General features: G+C 69.8%; 27 protein-coding genes and 1 riboswitch. Of the genes, 13 read left to right on the plus strand and 14 right to left on the minus strand.

All coding sequences use genetic code 11. The features are described 5' to 3' along the window. On the minus strand, positions 1-831 hold the full coding sequence (locus SPR02S_RS23820) for an ABC transporter ATP-binding protein (protein WP_043258453.1): 831 nt from the start codon (positions 829-831) through the stop codon (positions 1-3). Between the two features lie 229 nt (positions 832-1060). Between SPR02S_RS23820 and SPR02S_RS23825 the strand changes: the two genes are divergently transcribed. Both SPR02S_RS23825 and SPR02S_RS23830 read left to right on the plus strand, forming a co-directional pair. Further along, entirely contained in the window at positions 1061-1300 is a 240-nt protein-coding gene (locus SPR02S_RS23825; protein WP_019059514.1) for a hypothetical protein, read from the plus strand. A gap of 4 nt (positions 1301-1304) precedes the next feature. Next, positions 1305-1679: a hypothetical protein gene (locus SPR02S_RS23830; protein WP_019059515.1), complete on the plus strand. Its 375-nt coding sequence runs from the start codon at positions 1305-1307 to the stop codon at positions 1677-1679. Here the strand turns inward: SPR02S_RS23830 and SPR02S_RS23835 are convergent, their stop codons facing one another. Together SPR02S_RS23835 and SPR02S_RS23840 are read right to left on the minus strand one after the other, a co-directional pair. Next, positions 1680-2375: a class I SAM-dependent methyltransferase gene (locus SPR02S_RS23835; protein WP_019059516.1), complete on the minus strand. Its 696-nt coding sequence runs from the start codon at positions 2373-2375 to the stop codon at positions 1680-1682. Between the two features lie 94 nt (positions 2376-2469). Beyond that, positions 2470-3156, minus strand: a complete 687-nt coding sequence (locus SPR02S_RS23840; RefSeq protein ID WP_019059517.1) for an esterase/lipase family protein — start codon at positions 3154-3156, stop codon at positions 2470-2472. A gap of 114 nt (positions 3157-3270) precedes the next feature. On the opposite strand from SPR02S_RS23840, the gene SPR02S_RS23845 reads away from it, so the two are divergent. Beyond that, positions 3271-5541, plus strand: a complete 2271-nt coding sequence (locus tag SPR02S_RS23845; protein WP_019059518.1) for a helix-turn-helix transcriptional regulator — start codon at positions 3271-3273, stop codon at positions 5539-5541. Between the two features lie 136 nt (positions 5542-5677). On the opposite strand, the gene SPR02S_RS23850 is transcribed toward SPR02S_RS23845, so the two are convergent. The 4 genes from SPR02S_RS23850 to bioB are packed head-to-tail and all read right to left on the minus strand — an operon-like array spanning position 5678 to position 9392. Continuing rightward, on the minus strand, positions 5678-6166 hold the full coding sequence (locus SPR02S_RS23850) for a hypothetical protein (protein ID WP_026150818.1): 489 nt from the start codon (positions 6164-6166) through the stop codon (positions 5678-5680). Further along, positions 6163-6873, minus strand: coding sequence for a dethiobiotin synthase (gene bioD, locus SPR02S_RS23855; protein WP_019059520.1), 711 nt, complete (start codon positions 6871-6873; stop codon positions 6163-6165). Before bioD ends, SPR02S_RS23850 begins: the two co-directional genes overlap by 4 nt. A gap of 1 nt (position 6874) precedes the next feature. Next, the gene (locus SPR02S_RS23860; protein WP_019059521.1) at positions 6875-8167 is read right to left on the minus strand and encodes an adenosylmethionine--8-amino-7-oxononanoate transaminase; all 1293 of its coding nucleotides are present in this window, start codon (positions 8165-8167) and stop codon (positions 6875-6877) included. Next, on the minus strand, positions 8160-9392 hold the full coding sequence (bioB, locus tag SPR02S_RS23865; RefSeq protein WP_019059522.1) for a biotin synthase BioB: 1233 nt from the start codon (positions 9390-9392) through the stop codon (positions 8160-8162). Before bioB ends, SPR02S_RS23860 begins: the two co-directional genes overlap by 8 nt. Before the next feature lie 146 nt (positions 9393-9538). Between bioB and SPR02S_RS23870 the strand changes: the two genes are divergently transcribed. Next, positions 9539-10666, plus strand: coding sequence for an 8-amino-7-oxononanoate synthase (locus SPR02S_RS23870; protein ID WP_019059523.1), 1128 nt, complete (start codon positions 9539-9541; stop codon positions 10664-10666). Between the two features lie 41 nt (positions 10667-10707). On the opposite strand, the gene SPR02S_RS23875 is transcribed toward SPR02S_RS23870, so the two are convergent. Both SPR02S_RS23875 and SPR02S_RS23880 read right to left on the minus strand, forming a co-directional pair. Further along, a complete protein-coding gene (locus SPR02S_RS23875; protein ID WP_026150819.1) occupies positions 10708-10941 on the minus strand; it encodes a DUF397 domain-containing protein in 234 nt (77 codons plus the stop codon). Positions 10942-10950: 9 nt separating this feature from the next. Continuing rightward, complete coding sequence (locus SPR02S_RS23880) at positions 10951-11820, minus strand: helix-turn-helix domain-containing protein (protein WP_019059525.1); 870 nt, start codon at positions 11818-11820, stop codon at positions 10951-10953. 212 nt (positions 11821-12032) lie between these two features. Between SPR02S_RS23880 and SPR02S_RS23885 the strand changes: the two genes are divergently transcribed. Next, positions 12033-12491: an ATP-binding protein gene (locus tag SPR02S_RS23885; RefSeq protein ID WP_019059526.1), complete on the plus strand. Its 459-nt coding sequence runs from the start codon at positions 12033-12035 to the stop codon at positions 12489-12491. Positions 12492-12576: 85 nt separating this feature from the next. On the opposite strand, the gene SPR02S_RS23890 is transcribed toward SPR02S_RS23885, so the two are convergent. The 3 genes from SPR02S_RS23890 to SPR02S_RS23900 all read right to left on the minus strand — a co-directional run bounded on the left by SPR02S_RS23890 (position 12577) and on the right by SPR02S_RS23900 (position 14524). Further along, entirely contained in the window at positions 12577-13050 is a 474-nt protein-coding gene (locus SPR02S_RS23890) for a C40 family peptidase (protein ID WP_019059527.1), read from the minus strand. 3 nt (positions 13051-13053) lie between these two features. Further along, a riboswitch (cyclic di-AMP (ydaO/yuaA leader) is annotated at positions 13054-13233 on the minus strand. Positions 13234-13572: 339 nt separating this feature from the next. After that, positions 13573-13881 (minus strand): hypothetical protein, encoded by a 309-nt coding sequence (locus SPR02S_RS23895; RefSeq protein ID WP_019059528.1) that lies wholly within the window; start codon positions 13879-13881, stop codon positions 13573-13575. Positions 13882-13888: 7 nt separating this feature from the next. Next, entirely contained in the window at positions 13889-14524 is a 636-nt protein-coding gene (locus tag SPR02S_RS23900) for an ATP-dependent Clp protease proteolytic subunit (RefSeq protein ID WP_019059529.1), read from the minus strand. A gap of 81 nt (positions 14525-14605) precedes the next feature. On the opposite strand from SPR02S_RS23900, the gene SPR02S_RS23905 reads away from it, so the two are divergent. From SPR02S_RS23905 to SPR02S_RS23940, 8 genes are all read left to right on the plus strand, one after another. Then, positions 14606-14884 carry a type II toxin-antitoxin system Phd/YefM family antitoxin gene (locus SPR02S_RS23905; protein ID WP_019059530.1) on the plus strand — a complete coding sequence of 93 codons (279 nt, stop codon included), beginning with the start codon at positions 14606-14608 and terminating at the stop codon, positions 14882-14884. Positions 14885-15063: 179 nt separating this feature from the next. Beyond that, entirely contained in the window at positions 15064-15366 is a 303-nt protein-coding gene (locus tag SPR02S_RS23910; protein ID WP_019059531.1) for an urease subunit gamma, read from the plus strand. Positions 15367-15375: 9 nt separating this feature from the next. After that, the gene (locus tag SPR02S_RS23915; RefSeq protein WP_019059532.1) at positions 15376-15687 is read left to right on the plus strand and encodes an urease subunit beta; all 312 of its coding nucleotides are present in this window, start codon (positions 15376-15378) and stop codon (positions 15685-15687) included. Further along, positions 15680-17401: an urease subunit alpha gene (locus tag SPR02S_RS23920; RefSeq protein ID WP_019059533.1), complete on the plus strand. Its 1722-nt coding sequence runs from the start codon at positions 15680-15682 to the stop codon at positions 17399-17401. Before SPR02S_RS23915 ends, SPR02S_RS23920 begins: the two co-directional genes overlap by 8 nt. Continuing rightward, the gene (locus SPR02S_RS23925; RefSeq protein WP_019059534.1) at positions 17401-18075 is read left to right on the plus strand and encodes an urease accessory protein UreF; all 675 of its coding nucleotides are present in this window, start codon (positions 17401-17403) and stop codon (positions 18073-18075) included. The genes SPR02S_RS23920 and SPR02S_RS23925 overlap by 1 nt, the downstream gene beginning before the upstream one ends. Before the next feature lie 197 nt (positions 18076-18272). Next, the gene (gene ureG / locus SPR02S_RS23930) at positions 18273-18950 is read left to right on the plus strand and encodes an urease accessory protein UreG (protein ID WP_019059535.1); all 678 of its coding nucleotides are present in this window, start codon (positions 18273-18275) and stop codon (positions 18948-18950) included. Continuing rightward, positions 18938-19705, plus strand: coding sequence for an urease accessory protein UreD (locus SPR02S_RS23935; RefSeq protein WP_019059536.1), 768 nt, complete (start codon positions 18938-18940; stop codon positions 19703-19705). Before ureG ends, SPR02S_RS23935 begins: the two co-directional genes overlap by 13 nt. A gap of 171 nt (positions 19706-19876) precedes the next feature. After that, the gene (locus SPR02S_RS23940; RefSeq protein ID WP_019059537.1) at positions 19877-21457 is read left to right on the plus strand and encodes an alpha/beta hydrolase; all 1581 of its coding nucleotides are present in this window, start codon (positions 19877-19879) and stop codon (positions 21455-21457) included. Between the two features lie 108 nt (positions 21458-21565). Here the strand turns inward: SPR02S_RS23940 and SPR02S_RS23945 are convergent, their stop codons facing one another. Together SPR02S_RS23945 and SPR02S_RS23950 are read right to left on the minus strand one after the other, a co-directional pair. After that, on the minus strand, positions 21566-22285 hold the full coding sequence (locus tag SPR02S_RS23945) for a lysophospholipid acyltransferase family protein (RefSeq protein WP_026150821.1): 720 nt from the start codon (positions 22283-22285) through the stop codon (positions 21566-21568). A gap of 202 nt (positions 22286-22487) precedes the next feature. Further along, a complete protein-coding gene (locus tag SPR02S_RS23950; RefSeq protein ID WP_043258441.1) occupies positions 22488-24365 on the minus strand; it encodes a phospholipase C in 1878 nt (625 codons plus the stop codon). Between the last annotated feature and the right edge of the window lie 34 nt (positions 24366-24399).

The following is a 24399-nucleotide window of genomic DNA, read 5'->3' on the forward strand; positions in this document are numbered from 1 at the left end:
TCAGTCCTTGTCGAGGGTTACGTCGGACGTGTTCTCGGCAGCACCGTCGAATGCGCTGCGGGTCAGGTCGAACCTCTTCATGCGTTCCAGCACCCCCTCCGCCGTAGGCCGCTCCATCTCGTCCACGATCCGCCCGTCCCCGAGGAAGATCACCAGGTCGGAGTGGGCGGCGGCGCCCGGGTCGTGGGTGACCATGACCACGGTCTGCCCGAGATCGTCCACGGCATTGCGCAGGAAGCCGAGCACTTCGAGGCCCGCGCGTGAGTCGAGGTTGCCGGTCGGCTCGTCCGCGAAGATCAGCTCGGGGCGGGAGGCGAGCGCCCGCGCGCAGGCCACGCGCTGCTGCTGGCCCCCGGACAGCTGGGACGGCCGGTGCTTCAGCCGGTCCCGCAGCCCGAGCGTGTCGATGACCTGGTCCAGCCACTTCTGGTCCGGTTTCTGGCCGGCGATGTCCATGGGCAGGGTGATGTTCTCGGCCGCGTTCAGGGTCGGGATGAGGTTGAACGACTGGAACATGAACCCGATCCGGTCCCGGCGCAGCCGCGTCAGCTCGCGGTCCTTCAGCCCCGTGATCTCGGTGTCGCCCAGCCACACCTGTCCGGCCGAGACGGTGTCGAGCCCCGCCAGGCAGTGCATCAGCGTGGACTTTCCCGAGCCCGAAGGGCCCATGACCGCGGTGAAACGGCCCCGCGCGATGTCCACGTCCACCGAGTCCAGAGCGAGCACGGCCGTCTCGCCCGAGCCGTACGCCTTGGTCAGCTGACGGGCGCGGGCCGCGATCCGGTCGGCCGCGGCCCGACCTGGAGAGTGCTCCGCAGTAGATGTGGACAAGACAGCCCCCTCGGACTCCCGCACTGGTGGACGTGCCGACTCCGTACTCCGGGCCGAGCCTAGTGTGACGCGGCGCACACCCGATATCCCCCGTGCGACCGAGACGGTCTCCACCCCAGGTCGGGCTCCCGATACCGGTGTAAGGGGCACTCTCCACCCGGCGTCCACCCGCCGTCCGCCTACCGGGCAGCCCTTGCCGGTGCTAGCGATCCGGCGCTAGCGTCTAGGTATGGCGAAGACCCAGCTGAACGTACGCGTGGACGAGGGCACCGCCCGCGCGGCGCGTGAGCGTGCCCTGGCGCGTGGCATGAGCGTCAACCGCTACATAGAAGAGCTGGTCAGACAGGACACCGGCGAGGTCGGCCACACGTTCGTCGAGGCCGCGGCCGACTTCATGAAGCAGTACGAGTCCGTCTTCGCCGACGAGTTCGGCGCCGACGGGTCGAGCACCCGCGAAGGTCGCCGCTGATCCCTTGAACAACCTCAGGATCGATCTCGCCTGGCTGCTGATGCTCGCCGAACACAACACACCCGGAGACCCCCAGGTCACCGACTGGGGCGCGCTCGTCGCCGCCGTCGCGCGCCACCAGGCCGACATATTCGACGTCCCGGTCTACGACAGCCCGCACGCCCGCGCCGCAGCCTTGCTTCAACTCCTCATCCACGTCCCCGCGTTGGAGCGCTCGAACGCCCTCTTCGCCTCCGCCGTCGCATACGCCTACCTCGTCGCCAGCGGCCTGAAGGTCGTCACCTCGCCCGAACAGGTCCGTGATCTGGCCCGGTTGGTCAAGAGCGGCGAGGCGTCGGTCGACGACATCGCGCGCGAACTGCGCCAGTGGAGCCTGTGATCACTCTTCGGCGGCAGTGCGCCATGCGGTGCCCAGGACGCAGTACGAGCTCGGCAGCGTGGGCCCCTTCTCGGGGATCAACACCCGTCGGTACGGCCCGAGTTCGAACCCGGCGTCGCGCAGTGCGGCGACCGGGTCGCGGGCCAGATGGCAGCCGCCGTTCAGCGGCGGCCACAGTGTGCGGTCCAGGGCGCGCTGGGTGAACACCATCGCGGGCCCGCCGCCCCGGCCGTGCTCGAAGAACCGGACGACCCCGCCGGGCCGCAGCACCCGCCGTGCCTCCGCGAGCGCCCGTGGCACATCGCGCACGCTGCACAGCACCAGAGACAACACGACCGCGTCGAAGGCCTCGCTCTTGACGGGCAGCTTCTCCGCCGCGCCCGGCACCACGTCGACGGGCACCTCGGAGCGGAGCGCGGACTCCACGGCGAGCTGCCGCAGAGTCCGCTCGGGCTCGATCGCGACGACCTCCGAGACGGCGCTCGGATAGTGCGCGAAGTTCAGGCCGTTCCCGGCCCCGATCTCGATCACCCGCCCGGAGAGCCCGGCGAGCAGCCGGTCCCGCATCCCGGCCAGGCCGAACCGCGACTCGGCGCTCACACTGAAACGGGCGTAGTAACGGGCGAACAGCGGGTGGTGGACGGCGTCCCGCGGCACAGCGCCGACTGTGCCGGAGCCTGCGGACCTGAGCGGCATGGCGACCTCCCGGACCGGACCGGGCCGAAACCGGTCCCTACCGGGATTGTCCCCCCTGCCGCCCTTGACCACCCCCGCTGCAGCCCCGGGCCGGTCAGGAGATGAAGTCCCGCACCTGCTCGTAGACGCCGTGGTCGTTGTTCATGTCGGTGTGCGAGATGCACCCGACGTCGACATTGGTCGCGCCGCTCAGCTCGGCCGAGGTGTCCGGGTTGATCGCCTCGTCGCAGTCCGACCAGTAGGCCGCGTACGACACGTTGCCGGGCGTCTCGTCACCGGAGTTGAGCGCGGTGAGGAACGAACTCCCCGTCTGCATCTCCTTGCAGGACGTGTACAGCCAGCCGCAGAGCGAGGCGATGCTCGTTCCGTGGTTCACCCCGGCGACCGACACGAAGTCGTCGACGTACGAGGTCCCGCCGAGGTTCTTGAGGTAGTAGCGGCTGTTGAGCGCACCCATGGAGTGGACCACCAGGTCGACCTTCGAGGCGCCGGTGCCGGCGAGGACGGACTGGATGTACGTCGACAGCGTCGAAGCGGTCGTGACGTTCGACTTCGTCCAGTCGTAAGAGATCGCGTACAGCTCGGAGGACGAGTAGCCGTCCGCCTCGAAGTCCGCGATCCAGTCGTCCCAGCTGGTGGAGTCGCTGCTCAGACCGTGCACGAACACGATCGGGTTGTGGCTCGCCGCGTGAGCGGGCGTCGAGGCCAGGGAGAGTGACAGAAGGAGCGAGGTGGTCACGGCCGACAGGGCCGTGGCGATGCGACGCTTGTGGCGCTGCATGATGCCTCCTGATACGGGTGGGGTTGTCAGGAGTGTCGGCGCGGTCTACGCGCGCCGCATCGGCGAAATCGCCGGTCTTTACGGGTGAATTAACTCGCCAGTAACGTCAGTTGTGTGCTGACTCCGGTGAACCCCACTTCCCTAGACCGCACTTCGCCCCCGTCGCGCACCGACACCGGGCGAACCCTCGACCCCGCGCTCCCCGAAGGGGTCCGCATCCGACTGCTGCGCGCGGTCTACGGCGACCCGCGCGCCGCCGCCGAACTCCTCCCGCGCCTGACCCCACGCCAGGCCGCGGGCCTCGACCCCCTCCCGACCGAACCGGCGTCCCTGGCACCGGAGTTGCTGGCCCGGCACCGCCGGGAGATCCGTGCCCTGCCCGACAACACGCGGCTGCTCCTGCTGCTCGCGGCGGCCGACCAGTACCCGGTCGCCACCCACGCCTTCCTGCGTGCCGTCGCGGCGGCCCGGCTCGACACCCGGCCCCTCGAAGCCGCCGAGACGTCCGGGGTCGCGCACGCGACGGCCGGCGGAGTCGTGTTCCGCGACGCGTGGACGAGGATCGCCGCGTACGAGACCGGGTCACCGGCGGACCGGCGGGACGTACACCGCTTGCTGGCACGGGTGTTGCGTGCCGAGGGCGAGACACCGCGCCGTTCCTGGCACCGGGGCGCGGGCGCGCTCGGCCCCAGCGTGCGGCTCACCGCGGAACTCCGTACGGCGGCGCAACAGGCCCGCGACGCCGGTGAACACCCCCTCGCCTGCGCCCTCGTGGAACGCGCCGCCGCGCTCTCCCTCGACCCCCGCGAACAGTCCCGCCTCCTCGACCGCGCCGCCGGTGACGCCTGGCAGTCCGGCGAGGGCGACCGGGCCCGAAGACTCGCCGCCGCGACGGACAGCGACGCGTTGAACGGGGTGTTCGCGCTGCGGGCGGGCAACGCGGCGGAGTCGTTCGACGCGCTGCTGACGGCTGTGGCGCGGTGCGAACCGGCCGAATCCGGCGCCGACTTGAGACCGGCGTCCGGGTCGACCGAGGTGCCCCGCACGGTCGCCGCGCCCCGAACTCCCGCCCCCGACCACGCCGTTCACCTCCTAGTCCGTGCCACCGAAGCCGCTATATACACCGGTGACCTGAGACGGTGTCGGGAGGCGGCGGCCGTCGCCTCCCGGGTCGGGATCGTGCCGCACGGAACGCTCGGGGGACTGGCCGCCGCTTTCGAGGGGCGGTACGAGGACGCGCGGGACCTGCTCAAGGCCGCCGCCGGGAGATGCGGGCCCGGGGGTGACCCCACCCTCCTCATCCATGCCGGGATCGCCGCGCTGATGCTCGGCGACCACACCCGCGCCACCACCGCCACCGTGCGGGCGGCGGCCTCGGCGAGAGCGCGGGGCGCGACCGTGGTCGTGGCGCAGGCGATGGAGTTCCGGGCCTACGCCGAGTTCTGGACCGGGCATCCGAGGGCCGCCGAGACGGCCACGGCGGACGCCCTGTGGCAGGCCCACGCCACCGGCCAGGACAACGGCGCCTGCCATCTACAAGCAGCGCTCGCCATGTTCGCGGCGCTCACCGGGGACGGCGACGTCTGCCGGGAACGTGCCGCTGCGGCCCGCTCGTACGCCCTGGGCCGAGGCCTGGGCCTACCGGCCGCCCTCGCGCAATGGGCACTCGCCTACCTCGACCTCAGCAGCGGCCGTTTCGCCGCCGCGGCGGCCCGGCTGCGCGCGCTCGCCGGGTTCGGGCCGGGCCACGGCCACCGGGCGATCCGGCACCTCGCCACCCCGCACTACGTCGAGGCCGCCGTCCGCAGCGGCGACACCCGTATCGCCCGCGCCGCACACGCCGACTACGACCGCTGGGCACGTGCCGTACGCAGCTCCGACGACCTTGCCCTGAGCGCCCGTTGCCGGGCCCTGCTGGCACCCGGCGACGAGGCGGTCGAGCACTACCGCATCGCCCTCGACCTGCACGCACGCGGCACCCGCGACTTCGAACGGGCCCGCACCGAGCTGCTGTTCGGCGGCGCGCTACGTCGACTGCGCCGCCGCACCGAGGCCCGCGACCGCCTGCACACTTCGCTGGAGGCCTTCGAATCCTTCGGCGCCCCGCACTGCGCCGCCCAGGCCCGAGCCGAACTCCGCGCCCTCGGCACCCCGGTGGCCGCGACCGCCCTCCGCACACCGGGAGCCCCCACAACCTGCCTGACCGCCCAGCAACTGATGGTCGCCCGCATGGCCGCCGACGGCGCCACCAACCGCGAGATCGCGGTCCGCCTCGCCCTCAGCCCCCGCACGATCGACCACCATCTGCGTGGTGTCTTCAGCCGGTTGGGCATACGATCGCGGATCGAACTGGTACGGCTGCTGGCGGAAGGGGAGGCTTCCTGAACCGGGTCCGTCGGTCTGTAGTTCCCCTGGTCGGTTGGCCGGGCGCTTGCCGAAGACCTCGGCACCTTCAGCCACGAGGGAGTGCGCGCGCTCGCCTCCTGGGCCGCGGGCCACGCTGGAGCGAACCACCAAGTCGTCAGCTGCTGGGAGACAGAACCGTCCGGAAGCCTTCTCCGCCGTGGAGGGAGTCATATCGGATCTCGACCGTGATGCGGTCCTGGATCAGGGCCTCGAAGTCCGCGTGATCCTGGGGGCTGTACGTCGGGACACTCAGCAGGTACTTCTCGTGATCCACGGCGAACACTTCTTGTTCGTTGAACGTCGAGTACGAGGGGCGGACGGACAGTTCGTCGCTCAGCAGGTTCGCGCACGCAGACGTCCATGGCCCGATCTCCTCACCGTCGACCCATACCCGACTGCCGGTCACGATGGCGGGGCCCAGCCCGCAGTTGCTGAGGCGGATCCCGGTACGGCTCCCGTGATGCCAGATCCGATGCAGTTGAAGGATTGGACGCACAGAATTTCGATTGTGACGACGTGATGCACGGGCTTCGTAGATCGAGACGCTCAAGGAGCACAACGCGATGATCACGGCACACAGCGCAATGATGTTCTCCGACTTCACGTGCCCTCCCGAAACTCCTCCGCATCCCACACCCCGTCAAGCCGCGGCGCTACCCAACTAGGCGCCGCAGCACGGAAGTCGGCAGGCGCCAGCGCCCCCGCCCCCTCCGGCAACGCCCCGAGCAGCGGTGCCCCCGCCACCTCCGGCAGGTCGGCCACATTGCAACGCGACGCCAGGTCAGGTGTGTTGGGCCAGCTGCCGATCACCAGGCCCAGCAAGTCGAGGCCCTGGGAACGGAGTTCACGGGCCGTCAGTTCCGTCGTGTTCAGGGTGCCCAGACCCGCCGACGTCACCACCAGGACCGGGGCGGACAGCAACCGCGCCGCGTCCGCCAGGGTGCCGCCCTCCGCGTCGAACCGTACGAGCAGGCCACCCGCACCCTCGACCAGCACCAGGTCGTGCTCGGTGGCCAGCTTCTGGGCGGCTTCCGCGATTTCGGGCGGGTGTACCGGTGCCATGCCGGCCCTGCGCGCCGCCGTGCCCGGTGCCAACGGCTCGGGAAAACGGGCTAGTTCGGTCGCCGTCACCGCACCCGCGAGCCTCGCGACCTCGTCGGCGTCCCCGCGCTCGTCCGGTCGTAGGCCTGTCTGGGCGGCCTTCAGGACGGCCACCGTGCGGCCGGCCGCGAGCGCCGCCGCTGCTACCGCGGCCGTGGTGATCGTCTTGCCGACCTCCGTGCCCGTGCCCGTGATCACCAGTACCGGCATGTCATCCCTCCCGCGCCGCCGCGCACACCGCGCGGGTGATCCGCGCCAGGTCGGCGTCGCCCGTGACGTACGGCGGCATCGTGTAGACGAGGTCGCGGAACGGCCGTAGCCACACGCCCTCGCGTACGGCCGCGTCCGTGGCGGCCTTCATGTCGACGGCGTGGTCGAGCTGGACCACGCCGATGGCGCCGAGGACGCGGACGTCCTGGACGCCGGGGAGCTGTGCCGCCGGGGCCAGGCCCTCCCGTAGGCCTGCCTCGATGCGCTTGATCTCCGTCAACCAGTCCTGGTTCAGGAGGAGTTCGAGCGAGGCGCAGGCCACGGCCGCCGCCAGCGGGTTGGCCATGAAGGTCGGGCCGTGGGCCAGGATCGGTACCTCGCCCTGCGAGATGCCCTCGGCCACGCGTGACGTGCAGAGCGTCGCCGCCATCGTCACATAGCCGCCGGTCAGCGCCTTGCCCACGCACATCACGTCCGGTGTCACCGCCGCGTGGTCCGCCGCGAACAGTGCGCCCGTGCGGCCGAAACCCGTCGCGATCTCGTCGAACACCAGCAGCACGTCGTGCGCGTCGCACGCCTCGCGCAGCACCCGCAGATACGCGGGGGAGTGGAACCGCATCCCGCCCGCACCCTGCACCACCGGCTCCACGATCACCGCGGCCAGTTCGTGGGAATGCCGACCGATGAGCTCGCGCAGATGGTCGGCGTACGACTCCTCGTACTCCGTCGGTGGCGCGTCGGCGAACACCTGCCGGGGCAGCACCCCCGACCACAGCTCGTGCATCCCGCCCTCGGGGTCGCACACCGACATCGGCTGCCAGGTGTCGCCGTGGTAGCCGCCGCGCCAGGTCAGCAGGCGCTGTTTCGCGGGGCGGCCGAGGGAGCGCCAGTACTGGAGGCACATCTTCACCGCGACCTCGACCGACACCGAGCCCGAGTCGGCGAGGAAGACGTGTTCCAGGCCGTCGGGTGACATGTCGACAAGGAGCTTCGCCAGGCGTACGGCGGGCTCGTGGGTGAGACCGCCGAACATGACGTGGCTCATCCGGCCGAGCTGTTCGTGCGCGGCCTCGTTGAGCACGGGGTGGTTGTAGCCGTGGATCGCCGACCACCAGGACGACATCCCGTCGACCAACTCGCCCCCGCCGTCCGCCAGTCGGAGCCGCACTCCGCTCGCCGACTCCACGACGAGCGGGTCGACCCGGCCGGGCATCGGACCGTACGGATGCCAGACGTGCCGCCGGTCCAGTTCCAGCAGCTCCGGGACGGGCAGGTGGCCGATCGGGTCAGGCATTGGGCGCGATGTCCGTTCCGGCACCTCGACGGCGTACGGAGACCAGGTCCCGGCGGACCTCGTCGACCTGCGGCGCGGCAGCCGACGTAGACGCGGCAGCGGGAGCGGAACCGCAGACTCCGGCGCCCTCGTGCCCACCACAGCCACCAGTGGCGTCCTCGTGCCCGCCGCAGCCCCCACCGCACCCGGCGTCCTCGTGCGCACCGCAGCCACCCGCCGTCGCCCGGTGCTGCGGCAGCGTCACCTCGCCCGCGCCCTCCACCTCGAAGCCCGCGTCCGCGATCATCTCCAGGTCGGCGTGGCCCGCCTGGCCCTCGGACGTCAGGTAGTCGCCGAGGAAGATCGAGTTGGCGAGGTTCAGGGCGAGCGGCTGCATCGTGCGCAGGTGGACCTCACGGCCGCCCGCGATGCGGACCTCGACGTCCGGGCAGACGAAGCGGACCATCGCGAGGATGCGCAGACAGCGCTGCGGGGTGAGGTGCCACTCGGCGGCGAGCGGGGTGCCCTCCATCGGGATCAGGAAGTTCACCGGCACCGAGTCCGGGTCGAGGTCGCGGAGGGAGAAGACGACGTCGATCAGGTCCTCGTCGCTCTCGCCCATGCCGGCGATCAGGCCGGAGCAGGCGGACAGGCCGGCCGCGTGCGCCTTCTGCACGGTGTCGACGCGGTCGGCGTACGTGTGGGTGGTCGTGATGTCGCCGTACGTCGACTCGGACGTGTTGAGGTTGTGGTTGTAGGCGTCCGCGCCGGCCTCGCGCAGCCGGTCCGCCTGGCCGTCGGAGAGCAGGCCGAGGCACGCGCACACCTCGACGCCCTCGTTCTGGTCCTTGATCGCCTTGATGGTGCCCGCGACCCGGTCCACGTCCCGGTCGGTCGGACCCCGGCCGCTCGCCACCAGACAGACGCGCTTGGCGCCTCCCGCCACACCGGCCGCCGCGGCCTTCGAGGCAGCGTCGGGTTTCAGCCACGTGTACTTCAGGATCTCGGCCTTGGAGCCGAGCCGCTGCGAGCAGTACGAGCAGTCCTCGGGGCACAGGCCGGACTTCAGGTTGACGAGGTAGTTGAGCTTCACCCGTCGCCCGAACCAGTGCCGGCGCACCTTTCCGGCCGCGGCCACGACATCCAGCAGGTCGTCGTCCGAGGTGGCGAGGACGGCGAGAGCTTCCGCGCGGGTCGGCAGCTCGCGCCGAAGCCCCTTGTCCACGAGCGTGTTCAGCAGGTCCATGAGATCCGATCCTGTCCTACGGGAGCGCTTGCGGCCAAGGAGAGAATCCACAAGACATGGGGCTGGGCGTGTGGGTATCACCACACCATGGGGGGCTCGTCGTCCGATTAGTGTCTGTGCACTGCCTACAAAAGCCCGGAGGAACCATGGCGTTCGGCTGGATCGACGAGCAGGCGGAGCAGCGCCGTCGCGCCGGGCTCGTACGCACCCTGCGGCCCCGGCCCGCCGACTCGCCGCTTCTCGATCTCGCGAGCAACGACTACCTGGGGCTCGCCCATCACCCCGAGGTCGTCGAGGGGGCCGCCGATGCGGCGCGGACCTGGGGCGGGGGGTCCACCGGGTCGCGGCTCGTCACCGGTACGACCGAGCTGCACACCCAGCTGGAGCGCGAGCTGGCCGAGTTCTGCGGTTTCGAGGCGGCCCTCGTCTTCTCCTCCGGCTACGCGGCCAACCTCGCCGCGGTCACCACACTTGCCCCGCACGGCTCGCTGGTCGTCTCCGACGCGGGCAACCACGCTTCGCTCATCGACGGCTGCCGGCTGGCGCGGGGTGCCACCCAGGTCGTAGGACATGCCGATCCGGACGGGGTGCGCAAGGCGCTGCGGACGCACGACGGGCAGGCCGTGGTCGTGTCCGACTCGGTGTTCTCCGTGGACGGGGACGCGGCACCGGTGGGGGCGCTCGCCGAGGCGTGCCGGGAGTTCGGGGCCGGGCTGCTGCTCGACGACGCGCACGGGCTCGGGGTGCTGGGCGACGGGGGGCGCGGGGCGCCGTACGCGGCGGGGCTCGCGGGGAGTGAGGACGTGGTCGTGACGGTCACGTTGTCCAAGTCGCTCGGGAGTCAGGGCGGTGCCGTGCTCGGGCCGGCCCGGGTCATCGACCATCTGGTCAACGCGGCGCGGACGTTCATCTTCGACACGGGACTCGCGCCCGCGGCGGCCGGTGCCGCCCTGGCGGCGCTCACCCTGCTGCGGCGCGAACCCGAGCGGGCCGCCCGGGCCCGCGCCGTGGCGAGTGAGCTGCACACACGTCTCACCGCCGCGGGTCTGGAAGCGGTACGTCCGGACGCCGCCGTGGTGTCGGTGCGTGCGCCGTCCCCGGAGGCGGCCGTGCAATGGGCGGCCGACTGCCGTACGGCAGGGCTGGCCGTGGGCTGCTTCCGTCCTCCTTCCGTGCCCGACGGCATCTCACGGCTCAGGCTGACCGCCCGAGCGGACCTCTCCGGGGCCGAGATCGAACGCGCTGTACGTGTGATCGGCGAGACGCGACCATGAGTCGGCGTTACACGGTCGTGCGTCGCTGACGGGCGGACAGATCAGTGGAACGTGGCGAGGAAGCCCGTCCAGCTCGCGGGGGAGAAGAGCAGGGCGGGTCCTTGCGGGTCCTTCGAGTCGCGTACGGCGAGCAGCCCCGCGCGGGGGCCGGAGCGCGGACGAGCCGCCTCGACGCAGTTGTTCGCTCCCGTGCTGTAGCTGCTGCGCAGCCACCGCACACCGGACAGATCAGAGCTGTCAGAACTGGAAGGTACGTTCCGAGGCAGTGCAGACATGGTGCCTCCTTACGCGCCGTCACCTATCCCGGCGATGTAATCCAACGAATCCTCGGGCGAAAGGGCGTGGAACTGAAGGGTCTTGAAGGCCTCGCTGTAGGCCTCTAGGTCTTCTTTCCGTTCGAGGTAGAGGCTACTCGTCAAATGGTCTAGAACAACCACGTCCAGATCAGAAGTGCTCGGAAAGGAGAAGATTACGAAAGGGCCGGTGATGCCGATGTGTGCTCCTGCGGCGAACGGCAGTACCTGAAGCCTCACTTGGGGCAGGTGGGCCGCCTCCAGCAGCCGGTCCAGCTGACGTGCCATCACCCCCGGACCGCCGACCTCCCGCCGCAGTACGGCTTCGTCGAGGACCACACTCAGGTCCAGCGGGGGATCCGCGCGCAGGATGTCCTGCCGGGCCAGCCGCACCTGCACCAGCGCGTCGAGCCGCTCGGGACCGTCGTTGTCGAGGCCTCCCACGGCGGCCCTGGTCACCGCGCGGGCGTACTCGGGCGTCTGCAGCAGTCCGGGGACCACCGAGGTCTCCAGGGTGCGGATCGTGCTGGCCTGTGACTCCAGGCTGATGAAGTCCCGGTAGGCGGGCGGCAGTACACCGCGATAGGCGTGCCACCAGTGGTGCCGGCCGCCGCCGTCGTCGGAGCCGGCCAACACGAGGAGCATGTCCCGAAGTTGTGGGTCGCCGACCTGGTAGGCGTCCAGGAGTAACCGGACGTCGGGCGGTTTCACGCCACTCGCGCCGGTCTCGATGCGGCTCACCTTCGACTGGTGCCAGCCGACCAGCCGGGCCGCCTCACCGCTGGTGAGCCCCGCCTCCGCACGCAAGGTGCGGAGTTCGGCGCCCAGTTTCCGGCGGCGCACCGCGGGACCGTACTGCATGGGTTTCTCCTTACTCCTTCCGAGCCGCCCAAATACGGTCTGGGGTCGCAGAGTTCACCGCTTCGAGCGACAGATATATGCATATCTTGGTGGATCGCCACCGTTACCGACGCGGTAATGGCAGTCTGGCGAAGAAGCACCAGTCCGGGACCGTACTCGAACCATCCGCTCCGTGTCGGACACCGGTCCCGCGGGAAAGGGACGACCGCGCCATGGCAGACCATCTGGAAGCATCCGTCACTCTGCCGAGCGATCCCGCCTCGGTCTCCGCCGCCCGCACGTATGTGGTCGGGACCCTGGTGGATTGGGGACTTCCGGCGGACACGGAGGTCGCCGACACCATCCGCCTGATCGTCTCCGAACTCGCCACCAACGCCGTACAGCACACTTTCGGGCAGTCACCCACCTTCACGGTGGACATCGAGCTGGAGCGTGACGAACGGCTGCACATCGGGGTCACCGACAGCCATCCCCGCTTCCCGAAACGCCTGCCGGCCGCCGTCCAGCAGGACAACGGCCGGGGCATGGTGATCATCCGCTGGCTGACCGCGGAGTGCGGCGGCAAACTCAAGGTCCGGCCCACCCTGGAGGGCGGCAAGACGGTCTCCGTCGAGGTCCCCTGGACGGTACCGGCCCGGCCGGTGACGGCGGCGGGCCAGCAGGAGACGTAGAACAGCGTGGTGAACGTCCCTGGACACCCGAGGGGGTGGCGGCCTGTCAGGTGGCCGCCACCCCCTCGGGAGATTCGGACAGGTCTTAGCTGACCCGGCCGTACCAGACGCTCTTGGTCCAGATCTTCTGCAGCCTCACCACGTCCCCGGTCTTCGGGGCGTGCCAGATCTTTCCCTTACCGGCGTAGATGCCGACGTGGTAGACGCTGGAGCCCGAGTGGAAGAACACGAGGTCCCCGGCCTTGCGGCTCTTGGCCGAGATGTGGTGGGACTTGTTGTACTGCTGGGCCGCCGTACGGGGCAGTTTCTTGCCTGCCTTCTTGTACGAGTACAGCGTGAGCCCGGAGCAGTCGAAGCGGCCCGGTCCGGTGGCCCCGTACCTGTACGGAGCGCCCTTCTTGGACGCCGCGACCTGGAGTGCCTTCGTCGCCGGTGTCGCGGCCGCGGCGTCGGATGCGACGCCCGGTATCACGACGGAACCGCCAACAGCGGCGATGGCGAAGGCCGAGGCCGTACCGGCCCTGACCATCAGCGACGGGACACGATTGAGCGCAGTCATGCGCAACCCTTCGTCAGCCGCCTGTGAAGGATGACCTGTCGGATTCGGGCTGGCGAAGTTGCCCGGCCGCTGACGCGGCTTCACCCCAAGGGCTGCTCGACCCGGTCATGGCGTGACCGTCCCGGCGACCCGTCGTGCTTGGGTCCTCCACTCCTGCCGATGCAATCCTGTCGACCTGTCATCCGGGCGGCGGCAGGACTCGGCGTCCGCCCGGATCGCCCCGCCGCTGCGGCGGGGTCTTGTCGTCAGACAGGGATCTTCACCTATGAATGTCCGAAAAGCCCAACGGAATCGGGGATTTGTGGGGTTACTCACCACTCACCCGTTCGGCTGAACGCATCGGTGTTCGAGGGAGTGTTGAGGGGGGTGTGACGCCCGGACCAGCACCGGAACACTTCATACGGCCCTCGGGCTACACGTGTTGCGCAACCCGGACGGCTGTAAGGGCGGAGCGGCGACTACTCCGATCGGGGGTACGTCGTTCGGCCCGTTTCGCCCCCGCCCCGGGCGGCTCCGCGTCCCTCAACTGTCGGAGGGCGCGGGGATGGTGACGCGGGCCGTGCGGCGCTCCCCGTCCAGCACGCGCAGCGCCCGCGCAAGCGTGGGAGCGTGCAGCTCGGTCTCGCCCCGCTGATGCATCAGCTCCAGCGCGTCCCGCAACTGAGTGGCCTTGGCCACCAGCGCCTGAGCGGCCCTCAGGCCACGGTACGTGTCCCCGTGATGCGCGGGGTTGATACGGCCCAGCAGGTCGGCCACGTCCAGGTAACGGTCGATCAACTCGCCCTCGGCGCGCGTCAACGCGGGCAGCGGCGGCAGCTCCGGCGGCAGCATCGTCGGCTCACTCCCCGCCCGGCTCGGTGAGCGAGGTCTTGCGGGTGGTCACGATCCGGTCCACCAAGCCGTATTCCAGGGCCTGTTGGGCGTCCATGATCCGGTCCCGCTCGATGTCCGCGCTCACCTGCTCCACCGTCCGGCCGGTGTGCAGGGCCAGCAGCTCCTCCAGTTGGTACCGGGTGCGCGCCAACTCCTCGGCCTGGATGGCGAGATCACTCGCCTGACCCTGGATCGGCTCGGGGAAGGAGGGCTGGTGGAGCACCACCCGCGCACCCGGCAGCGCCGACCGCTTGCCCGGTGTGCCCGCCGCCAGCAGCACCGCCGCGGAGGTACCGGCCTGGCCGAGGCAGACCGTCTCCACGTCACACGTGACGAACTGCAGCGTGTCGTAGATCGCCGACATCGCGGTGAACGAGCCGCCGGGCGAGTTGATGTACAGCGAGATGTCCCGGTCCGGTGCCTGGTACTCGAGGTGCATGAACTGGGCCATCACATCGTTCGCCGAGATGTCGTCGATCGGCGTCCCGAGGAAGACGATCCGCTCCTCCAGCAGCTTTGAGTACGGGTCGAGGGTTCGGTGGCCCGCGCTGGTGCGCTCGGTGAATTCGGGCAGGACGTGGCGGGCGGACGGTCGGGTCATGGCGTAGTCCCTCACTGGCTGGCGCTGTTTCGGCTTGCTCTGTACAAAATGTACAGGACGTATGGAACGTATGATGGGCTCATGGCCTACGAGATTCCGGTGACGCAAGCCAGGGCTGAGCTCGCCGACCTGATCAACCGGGTGGTGTACGGCGCCGAGCGCGTTGTCGTGACACGGCACGGGAAGCCGCTCGTCGCCCTTGTCTCCGCTGCTGACCTGGAACGACTGAATGAGCTGGACCGGGCCGGTGAGGAGCGGGTGATCAGTGCCGTCTCCGCCGTGCGTGAGGTCGCGTCCGCTCCTCGCGAACACCAGCGGTTCGGTATCGCGGCCGAACACCGGGGCTCGAATCCCTCGTAGCAGGAGGCCGTGCGGGGGACCGCTCTACGGGCGTAGATGCGATTGCCCTGATCACAGCTCGGTTAACTTGCTTGAAACGCCGTCCAACTAGCCTGCCGATCCACGCCACCAGGGACTTTGCCCGGGGGCTGCGGCAGCCGGACCCCGCACGGTCCGGAGCGAGGACTGTGAGGTGGGACGTGCAACTGACCCCGCACGAGCAAGAGAGGCTGCTGATCCACGTGGCGGCCGACGTGGCCGAGAAGCGCCGGGCCCGTGGTCTGAAGCTGAACCACCCCGAGGCGGTCGCCCTCATCACGTCGCACATCCTCGAAGGCGCCCGTGACGGCCGGACCGTCGCCGAGCTGATGTCCTCCGGGCGCAAGCTGCTCACCAGGGACGACGTCATGGTGGGCATCCCCGAGATGATCCACGACGTACAGGTCGAGGCGACCTTCCCGGACGGCACCAAGCTCGTCACCGTCCACGACCCGATCGTGTAGGAGGCCTCGATGATTCCCGGCGAGATCCTGTTCGCGGACGACCCGATCGTCTACAACGCGGGCCGCGAGGTCACACGGATGACCGTCCTCAACGCCGCCGACCGGCCCGTCCAGGTCGGCTCCCACTACCACTTCGCCGAGGCCAACCCCGGCCTCGAGTTCGACCGCGCCGCCGCGCGCGGGCAGCGGCTCAACGTCGCCGCCGGTACGGCCGTGCGCTTCGAGCCGGGGATCCCCGTCGACGTCGAACTCGTCCCGCTGGTCGGCGCCCGGATCGTGCCCGGACTGCGCGGGGAGACCGGAGGTGCCCTCGATGCCTGAGATCTCCCGTGCCGCGTACGCGGACCTGTTCGGGCCGACCACCGGTGACCGGATCCGGCTCGCCGACACCGATCTGCTGATCGAGATCGAGGAGGACCGCAGCGGCGGTCCCGGACTCGCCGGTGACGAGGCCGTGTTCGGCGGCGGCAAGGTCATCCGCGAGTCGATGGGCCAGGCGCGTGCCTCCCGCGCGGAGGGCACCCCCGACACCGTCATCACCGGTGCCGTGATCGTCGACCACTGGGGCATCGTCAAGGCCGACGTCGGTATCCGCGACGGCCGTATCACCGGCATCGGCAAGGCCGGCAACCCCGACACCATGGACGGCATCCACCCCGACCTGGTGATCGGCCCCGAGACCGAGGTCATCGCCGGCAACGGACGCATCCTCACCTCCGGCGCCGTCGACGCGCACGTTCACTTCATCTGCCCGCAGATCGCCGACGAGGCGCTGTCCGCCGGGGTCACCACGCTGGTCGGTGGCGGCACCGGACCGGCCGAGGGTTCCAAGGCCACGACCGTCACGCCCGGGCCCTGGCATCTCGCCCGGATGATGGCGGCGATGGAGCAGTACCCGCTCAACATCGGCTTCCTCGGCAAGGGCAACACCGTCTCGCACGACTCGATGATGTCCCAGATCCGAGGGGGAGCGCTGGGACTGAAGCTGCACGAGGACTGGGGCTCGACTCCCGCCGTCATCGACGCCTCGCTCACCGTCGCCGACCGCACGGGCGTCCAAGTCGCCATCCACACCGACACGTTGAACGAGGCCGGGTTCGTCGGCGACACCCTCGCCGCGATCGCCGGACGCGGTATCCACGCGTACCACACCGAGGGTGCGGGCGGCGGGCACGCGCCGGACATCATGACCGTGGTCTCCGAGCCGCACGTGCTGCCCAGCTCCACCAACCCGACCCGGCCGTACACCGTCAACACCGCCGAGGAACACCTCGACATGCTGATGGTGTGCCACCACCTCAACCCGGCGGTCCCCGAGGACCTGGCCTTCGCCGAGTCCCGCATCCGCCCCTCGACCATCGGCGCGGAGGACATTCTCCACGACCTCGGCGCCATCTCGATCATCTCCTCCGACGCGCAGGCGATGGGCCGGGTCGGCGAGGTCATCATGCGGACCTGGCAGACGGCGCATGTGATGAAGCGGCGGCGGGGTGCGCTGCCCGGGGACGGGCGTGCGGACAATCGTCGGGTACGGCGTTACATCGCCAAATACACGATCAACCCCGCCCTCGCGCAGGGCCTCGCCCGCGAGATCGGTTCCGTCGAGACCGGCAAGCTCGCCGACCTCGTGCTGTGGGAACCGGCGTTCTTCGGCGTCAAGCCGCACCTCGTCATCAAGGGCGGGCAGATCGCCTACGCGCAGATGGGCGACGCCAACGCGTCCATCCCGACGCCTCAACCCATCCTGCCGCGGCCGATGTTCGGGGCGATCGGACGGGCACCGGCCGCCAACTCCTTCAACTTCGTCGCCCAGCTGGCGATCGAGGACGGACTTCCCGAACGGCTCGATCTCGGGAAGAGGTTCGTCGCCATCGAGTCCACGCGTGGGGTCACCAAGGCCGACATGCGGGAGAACGATGCCCGGCCTCGCGTCCAGGTCGACCCCGACAGCTTCGCCGTGCACATCGACGGGGAGCTCGTCGAGGCGACTCCGGCGGCCGAACTGCCCATGGCCCAGCGGTACTTCCTCTTCTGATGTCCAGGGGAGCATTGCTGGTTCTGGCCGACGGGCGCTTTCCCGCCGGGGGGCATGCGCACTCCGGCGGGGCGGAAGCCGCCGTCAAGGCCGGTCGTGTCACCGGCGCGGCCGGCCTTGGTGAGTTCTGCCGGGGGCGGTTGCATACCGCCGGTCTCGTGTCCGCCGCGGTGGCCGCCGCGGCTGTACTCGGTGCCGATCCGGGGGAGTTGGACCTCGCTGTGGATGCGCGGACTCCGTCGCCCGCGTTGCGGGTGGCCTCGCGGAGACTGGGGCGGCAGTTGATGCGGGCCGCGCGGGCTACCTGGCCGTCCGCTGAACTCGACGCCCTCGCGCGGGAGTTCCCCAAAGGGGCGCATCAGCCGGTGGTGTTGGGTCTGGTGGCTCGGTCGGCCGGGCTGGGGGCGGAGGATGCGGCGTACTGCGCGGCCTACGAGAGTGTGAGTGGGCCGGCGTCCGCGACGGTGCGGTTGCTGAGCCTGGATCCCTTCGACGCTACGGCTGTGCTGGCTCGGTTGGCGCCGGAGTTGGACCTTGTCGCCGATCGGGCGGTGGAGGCGGGGCGGCGGGTTCTTGCCGAGGGAGTTGATGAACTGCCTTGTGCGGCCGCGCCGTTGCTGGAGATCGGGGCGGAGGCGCATGCGGCTTGGGCTGTGCGGTTGTTCGCGTCGTAGGGGGTTTTCTCGCCCCCGCCGCCCCTACCCGTCCCGTCCCGTCCTCCAGGGGCGCTGCCCCTTCGACCCCGATCCCAGGGGGCTCCGCCCCCTGGACCCCCGATCGGCCTGGACGGCCTCGTCCTCAAACGCCGGACGGGCTGAGGGAGTGCCCCCTCGCTGATAAGGACCCGTAGAAAACCAGAAGGAGCCGCGCCATGCATCTCGACCACACTCACGACGGCCCCGCCGCCGTCAGCGCCGACGCGCATCGACCCGACGGAACCCACCGCGCCCTGCGGATCGGGCTCGGTGGGCCCGTCGGGTCCGGGAAGACCGCCACCGTTGCCGCGCTCTGCCGGGCTCTGCGGGACGAGCTGTCCCTCGCTGTCGTCACCAACGACATCTACACCCGCGAGGACGCCGAATTCCTGTTGCGGGCGGCTGTGTTGCCGCCCGAGCGGATCACCGCCGTGGAGACGGGGGCCTGTCCGCACACCGCCATTCGGGACGATATTTCCGCCAACCTCGAAGCCGTCGAGGACTTGGAGGACGAGGTCGGGCCGTTGGATCTCATCCTCGTCGAGTCGGGTGGGGACAACCTCACCGCCACCTTCTCCAAGGGGCTCGTCGACGCGCAGATCTTTGTGATCGACGTGGCCGGTGGGGATGACATTCCGCGCAAGGGTGGGCCGGGGGTGACCACGGCCGATCTGCTGGTCGTCAACAAGACCGACCTTGCGCCGTACGTCGGGTCCGATCTGGGGCGGATGGCCGCCGATGCGAAGGCTCAGCGGGCCGAACTGCCCGTCGTGTTCCAGTCGTTGAGGACGGAGGCGGGGGTCGGCGATGTCGCCCGCTGGGTGCGGGAGCGGCTCGCCGCGTGGACGGCGTGATCGTGACCGGGGTGCGGGCCACCGCGCGGATCGTGGCCCGGGACGACGGGCGGGGTGGTACCGCGCTGCCCGTGCTGGAGGGGGACGGGCCGCTCGCGTTGCGGCGGACTCGGGCGAGTGGGTCCGAGGCTCGGGTCATGCTTGTCGGAGCCATGAGCGGGCCGCTCGGCGGGGATCACTTCGCCGTCGAGGCCGGTGTCGAGCGGGGGGCTCGGTTGCGGGTCGGGTCCGCTGCCGCGACCATCGCGCTGCCGGGGCAGGCGAAGGGCGAGTCGCGGTACGACGTGCGGATCGATGTCGCCGAGGGGGGTGAACTGCACTGGTTGCCGGAGCAGTTGATCTCCGTGCAAGGTAGTGATCTGCGGGTGACTACGCGTGTCGACCTCGCCGGTTCCGCCCGGCTCGTGCTGCGTGAGGAGCAGGTGCTCGGGCGGGTCGGGGAGGAGCCGGGGCGGCTCACCAGTCGGCTTTCCGTGAGGGTCGCCGGGCGTACCGTGCTTGATCAGGAGTTGGGCTGTGGGCCGGGGGCGCCGGGTGGGTGGGACGGGCCCGCCGTGCTCGGGGGGCATCGTGCTGTGGGGCAACTCGTCGTCGTACGGCCGGAGTTCGCGCGAGAGCCGGTCGCGGCGCGGATGCTGGGGGAGCACGCGGCCCTCGTGCCGCTCGCCGGGCCCGCCGTGCTGGTGAGTGCGATCGCCTCCGACGCGCTGCGGCTGCGGCGGGTACTGGACGAGGCGTTGGCGTTCCTCGGGTGAGTATCCGCTGAGCGGGACCGGCGTTTCCGCTTATCGGATTGGTAAAGAAGGTCAACCGCCTCTGTTCTCAGACGGCTCACAGCCGCGAGGATCCCCCGAGACCATTTCGCAACGATGAACGATGTACGGGGAGGGGCCCACTTGAGGCACAACAAACCGAAGAGCCGGGTGATGGCGTTCGGTTCGGCCGGATTCGCGGCGGCGGCACTGATAGCCGGCGCCGTGGTGGCACCCGCGGCCAACGCGCAGACCAACCAGAGCGCCGTGAACGGGCAGGACCGCGCGGCGGCCCAGGGCGCCGCGCTCACCGCCGCCCGCGCCGCCAAGGCCGGGATCGACTGGCAGGACTGCCCCACCGACTGGGGCTTCGCGAAGCCGGTCCAGTGCGGCTGGGTCACCGTCCCGATCGACTACACCAAGCCGAACGGCAAGAAGATCAAGCTGGCCGTCGACCGTGCCGTCAGCACGGGCACGAAGAAGGAGCGCCAGGGCGCGCTCGTCTACAACCCCGGCGGTCCCGGTGGCTCCGGGATGCGCTTCCCGCTGCGGGTCACCACCAAGAACCCGCTGTGGGTCAACACCTCCAAGGCGTACGACTTCGTGGGCTTCGACCCGCGCGGTGTCGGCCACTCGGCGCCCATCTCCTGCATCGACCCGCAGGAGTTCGTGAAGGCGCCCAAGGCGGACCCGGTGCCGGACAGCACGGCCGACAAGAACGCGCAGCGCAAGCTGGCCCGTGAGTACGCCGACGGCTGCGCCGAGCGCTCCGGCCGCACCATGCTCGCGCAGATGACCACGCCGAACACCGCGCGCGACCTCGACGTCATCCGCGCCGCCCTGGGCGAGAAGAAGCTCAACTACCTGGGCGTTTCCTACGGCACCTACCTCGGCGCCGTCTACGGCACCCTGTTCCCGAGCCACGTCCGCCGGATGATCGTCGACAGCGTCGTCAACCCGGCGCAGGACAACATCTGGTACGAGGCCAACCTGGGCCAGGACGTCGCCTTCGAGGGCCGCTGGAAGGACTGGGAGGACTGGGTCGCCAAGAACGACGCGGCCTTCCACCTCGGCACCACCCGTGCCGCCGTCCAGGCGAAGTGGCTCGAGCTGCGCGCCGCCGCCAAGAAGAGCCCGCTCGGCGGGGTCGTCGGTCCGGCCGAGCTGCTCGGCTTCTTCCAGGGCGCCCCGTACTACGACTCCTCGTGGGTGCCGGTCGCCACCGCGTTCAGCAAGTACGTCGCCGGTGACCCCCAGCCGCTGATCGACGCGGCCTCGCCCGACATGTCGGACACCGCGGGCAACATCTCCTCGGAGAACGGCAACGCCGTCTACACGGCCGTCGAGTGCACCGACGCCAAGTGGCCCACCAGCTGGGCGAAGTGGGACAAGGACAACACGGCGCTCAACAAGAAGTACCCGTTCTTGACCTGGTCCAACGCCTGGATGAACCTGCCGTGCGCCACCTGGCCCGTCAAGCAGCAGTCCCCGGTCAAGGTCAAGACCGGCAAGGGTCTGCCGCCCGTCCTCATCGTGCAGTCGCAGCGCGACGCCGCCACGCCGTACGAGGGCGCGGTCGTCCTGCACAAGAGCTTCAAGGGCTCCCGGCTCATCACGGAGAAGGACGCCGGTTCGCACGGTGTGACCGGTCTGGTCAACCCGTGCATCAACTCCCGTGTCGACGCCTACCTGTTGACCGGCAAGCTCGACAAGGCCGACTTCACGTGCACCCCGCACGCGACGCCGGTGCCGTAAGCGGCACGTCGTAAGTAGCAAGCCGTAGGCGGTAGTTGTATGTGACGAGGGGCGGCCGGTTCTGAACCGGCCGCCCCTCATTCACGTCGACTCACGCCTGAACGGACCTCAACTCAGCGGCAGGCGCGGGAACTTGCGTTCCTTCGCCGCGGCCGCCTGCTCCGCCTTGGCGACGGCCGCGTACTGGTCGACGTACTCCTGCTCGGAGAGCATCAGGATCGCGTACATGATCTCGTCGGTGACGGCGCGCAGGATCGCCTTCTCGTTCTCCATGCCCTCGTAGCGGGAGAAGTCGAGGGGCTTGCCGAAGCGGATCGTCACGGGGTGGATGTTGGGGATGACCTTGCCGGGCGGCTGGGCCTCGAAGGTGCCGATCATCGCGCAGGGGATGACCGGGACCTGGGCCGTCAGCGCCATGACCGCGACGCCGACCTTGCCCTTGTAGAGGCGGCCGTCGTGCGAGCGGGTGCCCTCGGGATAGATGCCGAGCAGCTCGTCCTTGCTCAGGACGCCGAGGCCCTCGCGGATCGCGGCCTGGCCCGCCTCCTTGCCGGAGCGGTCGACCGGGATCTGGCCCGCGCTGCGGAAGAAGGTCGCGGTGAGGCGGCCGCGGATGCCGGGGCCGGTGAAGTACTCGGCCTTGGCGAGGAAGGTGATCCGGCGTTTGAGGACCGCCGGCATCAGGAAGTGGTCGGCGAACGACAGGTGGTTGCCGGCGACGATCGCCGGGCCCTCCTCCGGTATGTGCTCCAGGCCCTCGATCCGCGGGCGGAAGACCAGCCGGAGCAAAGGCCCCAGAATGACGTATTTCAGGAGGTAGTAGAACAAGGGGGGTCGCTCCTCACTCCGGCGGGTCGGCTCGACCGACCTGTTCTCGCAGGTCACCCGGTACCTCGTGAGCTGCCAGTGTAGGGGCAGGTGCCGGTCCTTGGAACCGGTGGCGATCAGGCCGCCGCCGGGCACGACGGAGGGCGGCGAGATCTCCTCGCCGCCCTCCAACTCTCAGCGGAACGTGGTCACATGGACGCGGTCACGCCCTGGCGCGCGACCGGCGCCGGTACAGCGCGAACGCGGTGGTCGCGCCGACTGCCGTGACCAGACCGGCTCCTACGGCGACCGGCAGGGTCGTGGAGGATGCCGTGCTGCTGTCGGCGACGTTCTGCGCCTTCAGGTCCTGGACGTACGCCGGGTACGGGGCCTTCGTGGCCGTCGACGACGTCTGCGTGTAGTGCGGGATCCGCTTCACCGACTTCACCGAGCCGTTGGCGTTCAGCAGCACCTGCTTGTTGTTGGGGTGCCGGAAGTCGAACATGCCGCCCAGGGTGCCGGCCCGCTGGTCGAAGGACGCGTCACCGATGCGGCCCGAGTGCCAGTTGTCCTCGATGAACTGCGTGATCGACGTCTGCTCGGTGGCGGTGTGGTCGATCTTGTTGACCTTGCTGTACGGCGAGATGACCAGCAGCGGCTGCCGGGTACCGGGACCGCAGCGGTCCGTGTAGCCGCCCTTCGCGGCCGGACCGGACTGGCAGGCCGGGCTGTCCGTGGCCTTGCTGTTGGAGCCGACCGTCGAGTCCTTCGAGCCGTTCAGCACCTTCGAGGAGACATGGTCGTACCAGCCGTCGGAGTCGTCGTAGGCCAGCACGACCGCCGTCGACTTCCACTCGGGCGACTTCTGAAGAGCGTTGATCTCCTTGATCAGGAAGTTCTGCTCGTCGGTCGGGTCCGAGTAACCGGCGTGCCCGTCCTGGTACTCGGCCGCCTTCAGGAAGCTCACCGAGGGAAGGTTGTTGGCCTTCAGTGCCGCGTCGAAGTCGGTCAGGTCGTAGTTGTGGTTCGCCCGGCCGTTGTGCCCGATCTCGGCGACGGACTTCGGCGCCAAGTGGTGCGGGTTCGCCGTCGACTTGTAGTACTCGAACGGCTCGTGGTGCGCGCTGTAGTCCTCCGACGCGGCGCCGCCCACGTTGGTGTGGGTGGTGCCGGCGCACTGCGCGTAGTCACCGCTCTTGCCGTCCCACGCGGTACTCGGCCGGAAGCCGCCCTGGAACCAACCCCAGCTCACGTTCTTGGAGTTGAGCAGGTCGCCGATGTTCTTGCCCTGCATCTCCGCGAGCGCGCTGGTCGCGGTGTGGTCCTTGTCCGAACAGTCGTCGAAGGCCGGGTCGGGGTCGTTGATGACCGTGCCGACACCCTTGGCGTTCGGGGAGACCACGGCGTACGAGTCCGGCGTCGACGTCTGCTTCGGGTTCTCGGTGCCCGAGGCCGGGTCGACGGAGATCACGCCGTGCGTCTGACCCGATATCAGGTTCAGTGCGCCGGGCGTCGAGGGGCCGTAGTTCGAGCTGAACGAACGGTCGTTGAGGGCGTACTGCTGGGCGTAGTTCCACATGCCCGTGACGGTGTTGCCGTCGTAGTAGTCCATCACCAGGCCGGGCTCACCGAAGAGGCCGGTGCACTTGTTGACCTCGGTGTTCTCGACGTACTTGTCGGCCTTGCCGCCGTCGGCCGCGTACTGCTCGGGGCCGTAGGAGTGGTTCTGGTCGCAGGTCATCGCCTGCGAACTGCTCAGCCGCGTGGGCGTGTAGAGGTTCGGGTTCTTCTTCAGCAGCCCGGCGTTGAGCAGGTTGTCGGCCTTCGGCGTGTGCGCGGCGGCCTTGAACTTGGTGCCGTCGGTGTTCGCGGCCTGGGGGTAGGTGGCGAAGTAGTGGTCGAACGAGATGTTCTCGTCGTAGATCACGACCACGTGCTTGATCGGCGTCGACGTGTGCGTGCTGCCCGAGGGCTGGTGGCCGTTCGAGGCCGCCGACGCGGGGAACGCCCCGCCCGCGGTGGCCAGGGCCGCGGCGCCGAGCAGGGCGCCCACGCGCGTCAACCGGCGCCGTGCACCGGGGTTTCTTCCTTTGCCGATCATGCTGTCTCGCCTTCAGGGAGCAGTGGTTCTGCTG

The organism is Streptomyces prunicolor NBRC 13075, assembly GCF_000367365.1.
In the GTDB taxonomy this organism is placed as follows: Bacteria; Actinomycetota; Actinomycetes; order Streptomycetales; family Streptomycetaceae; genus Streptomyces; species Streptomyces prunicolor.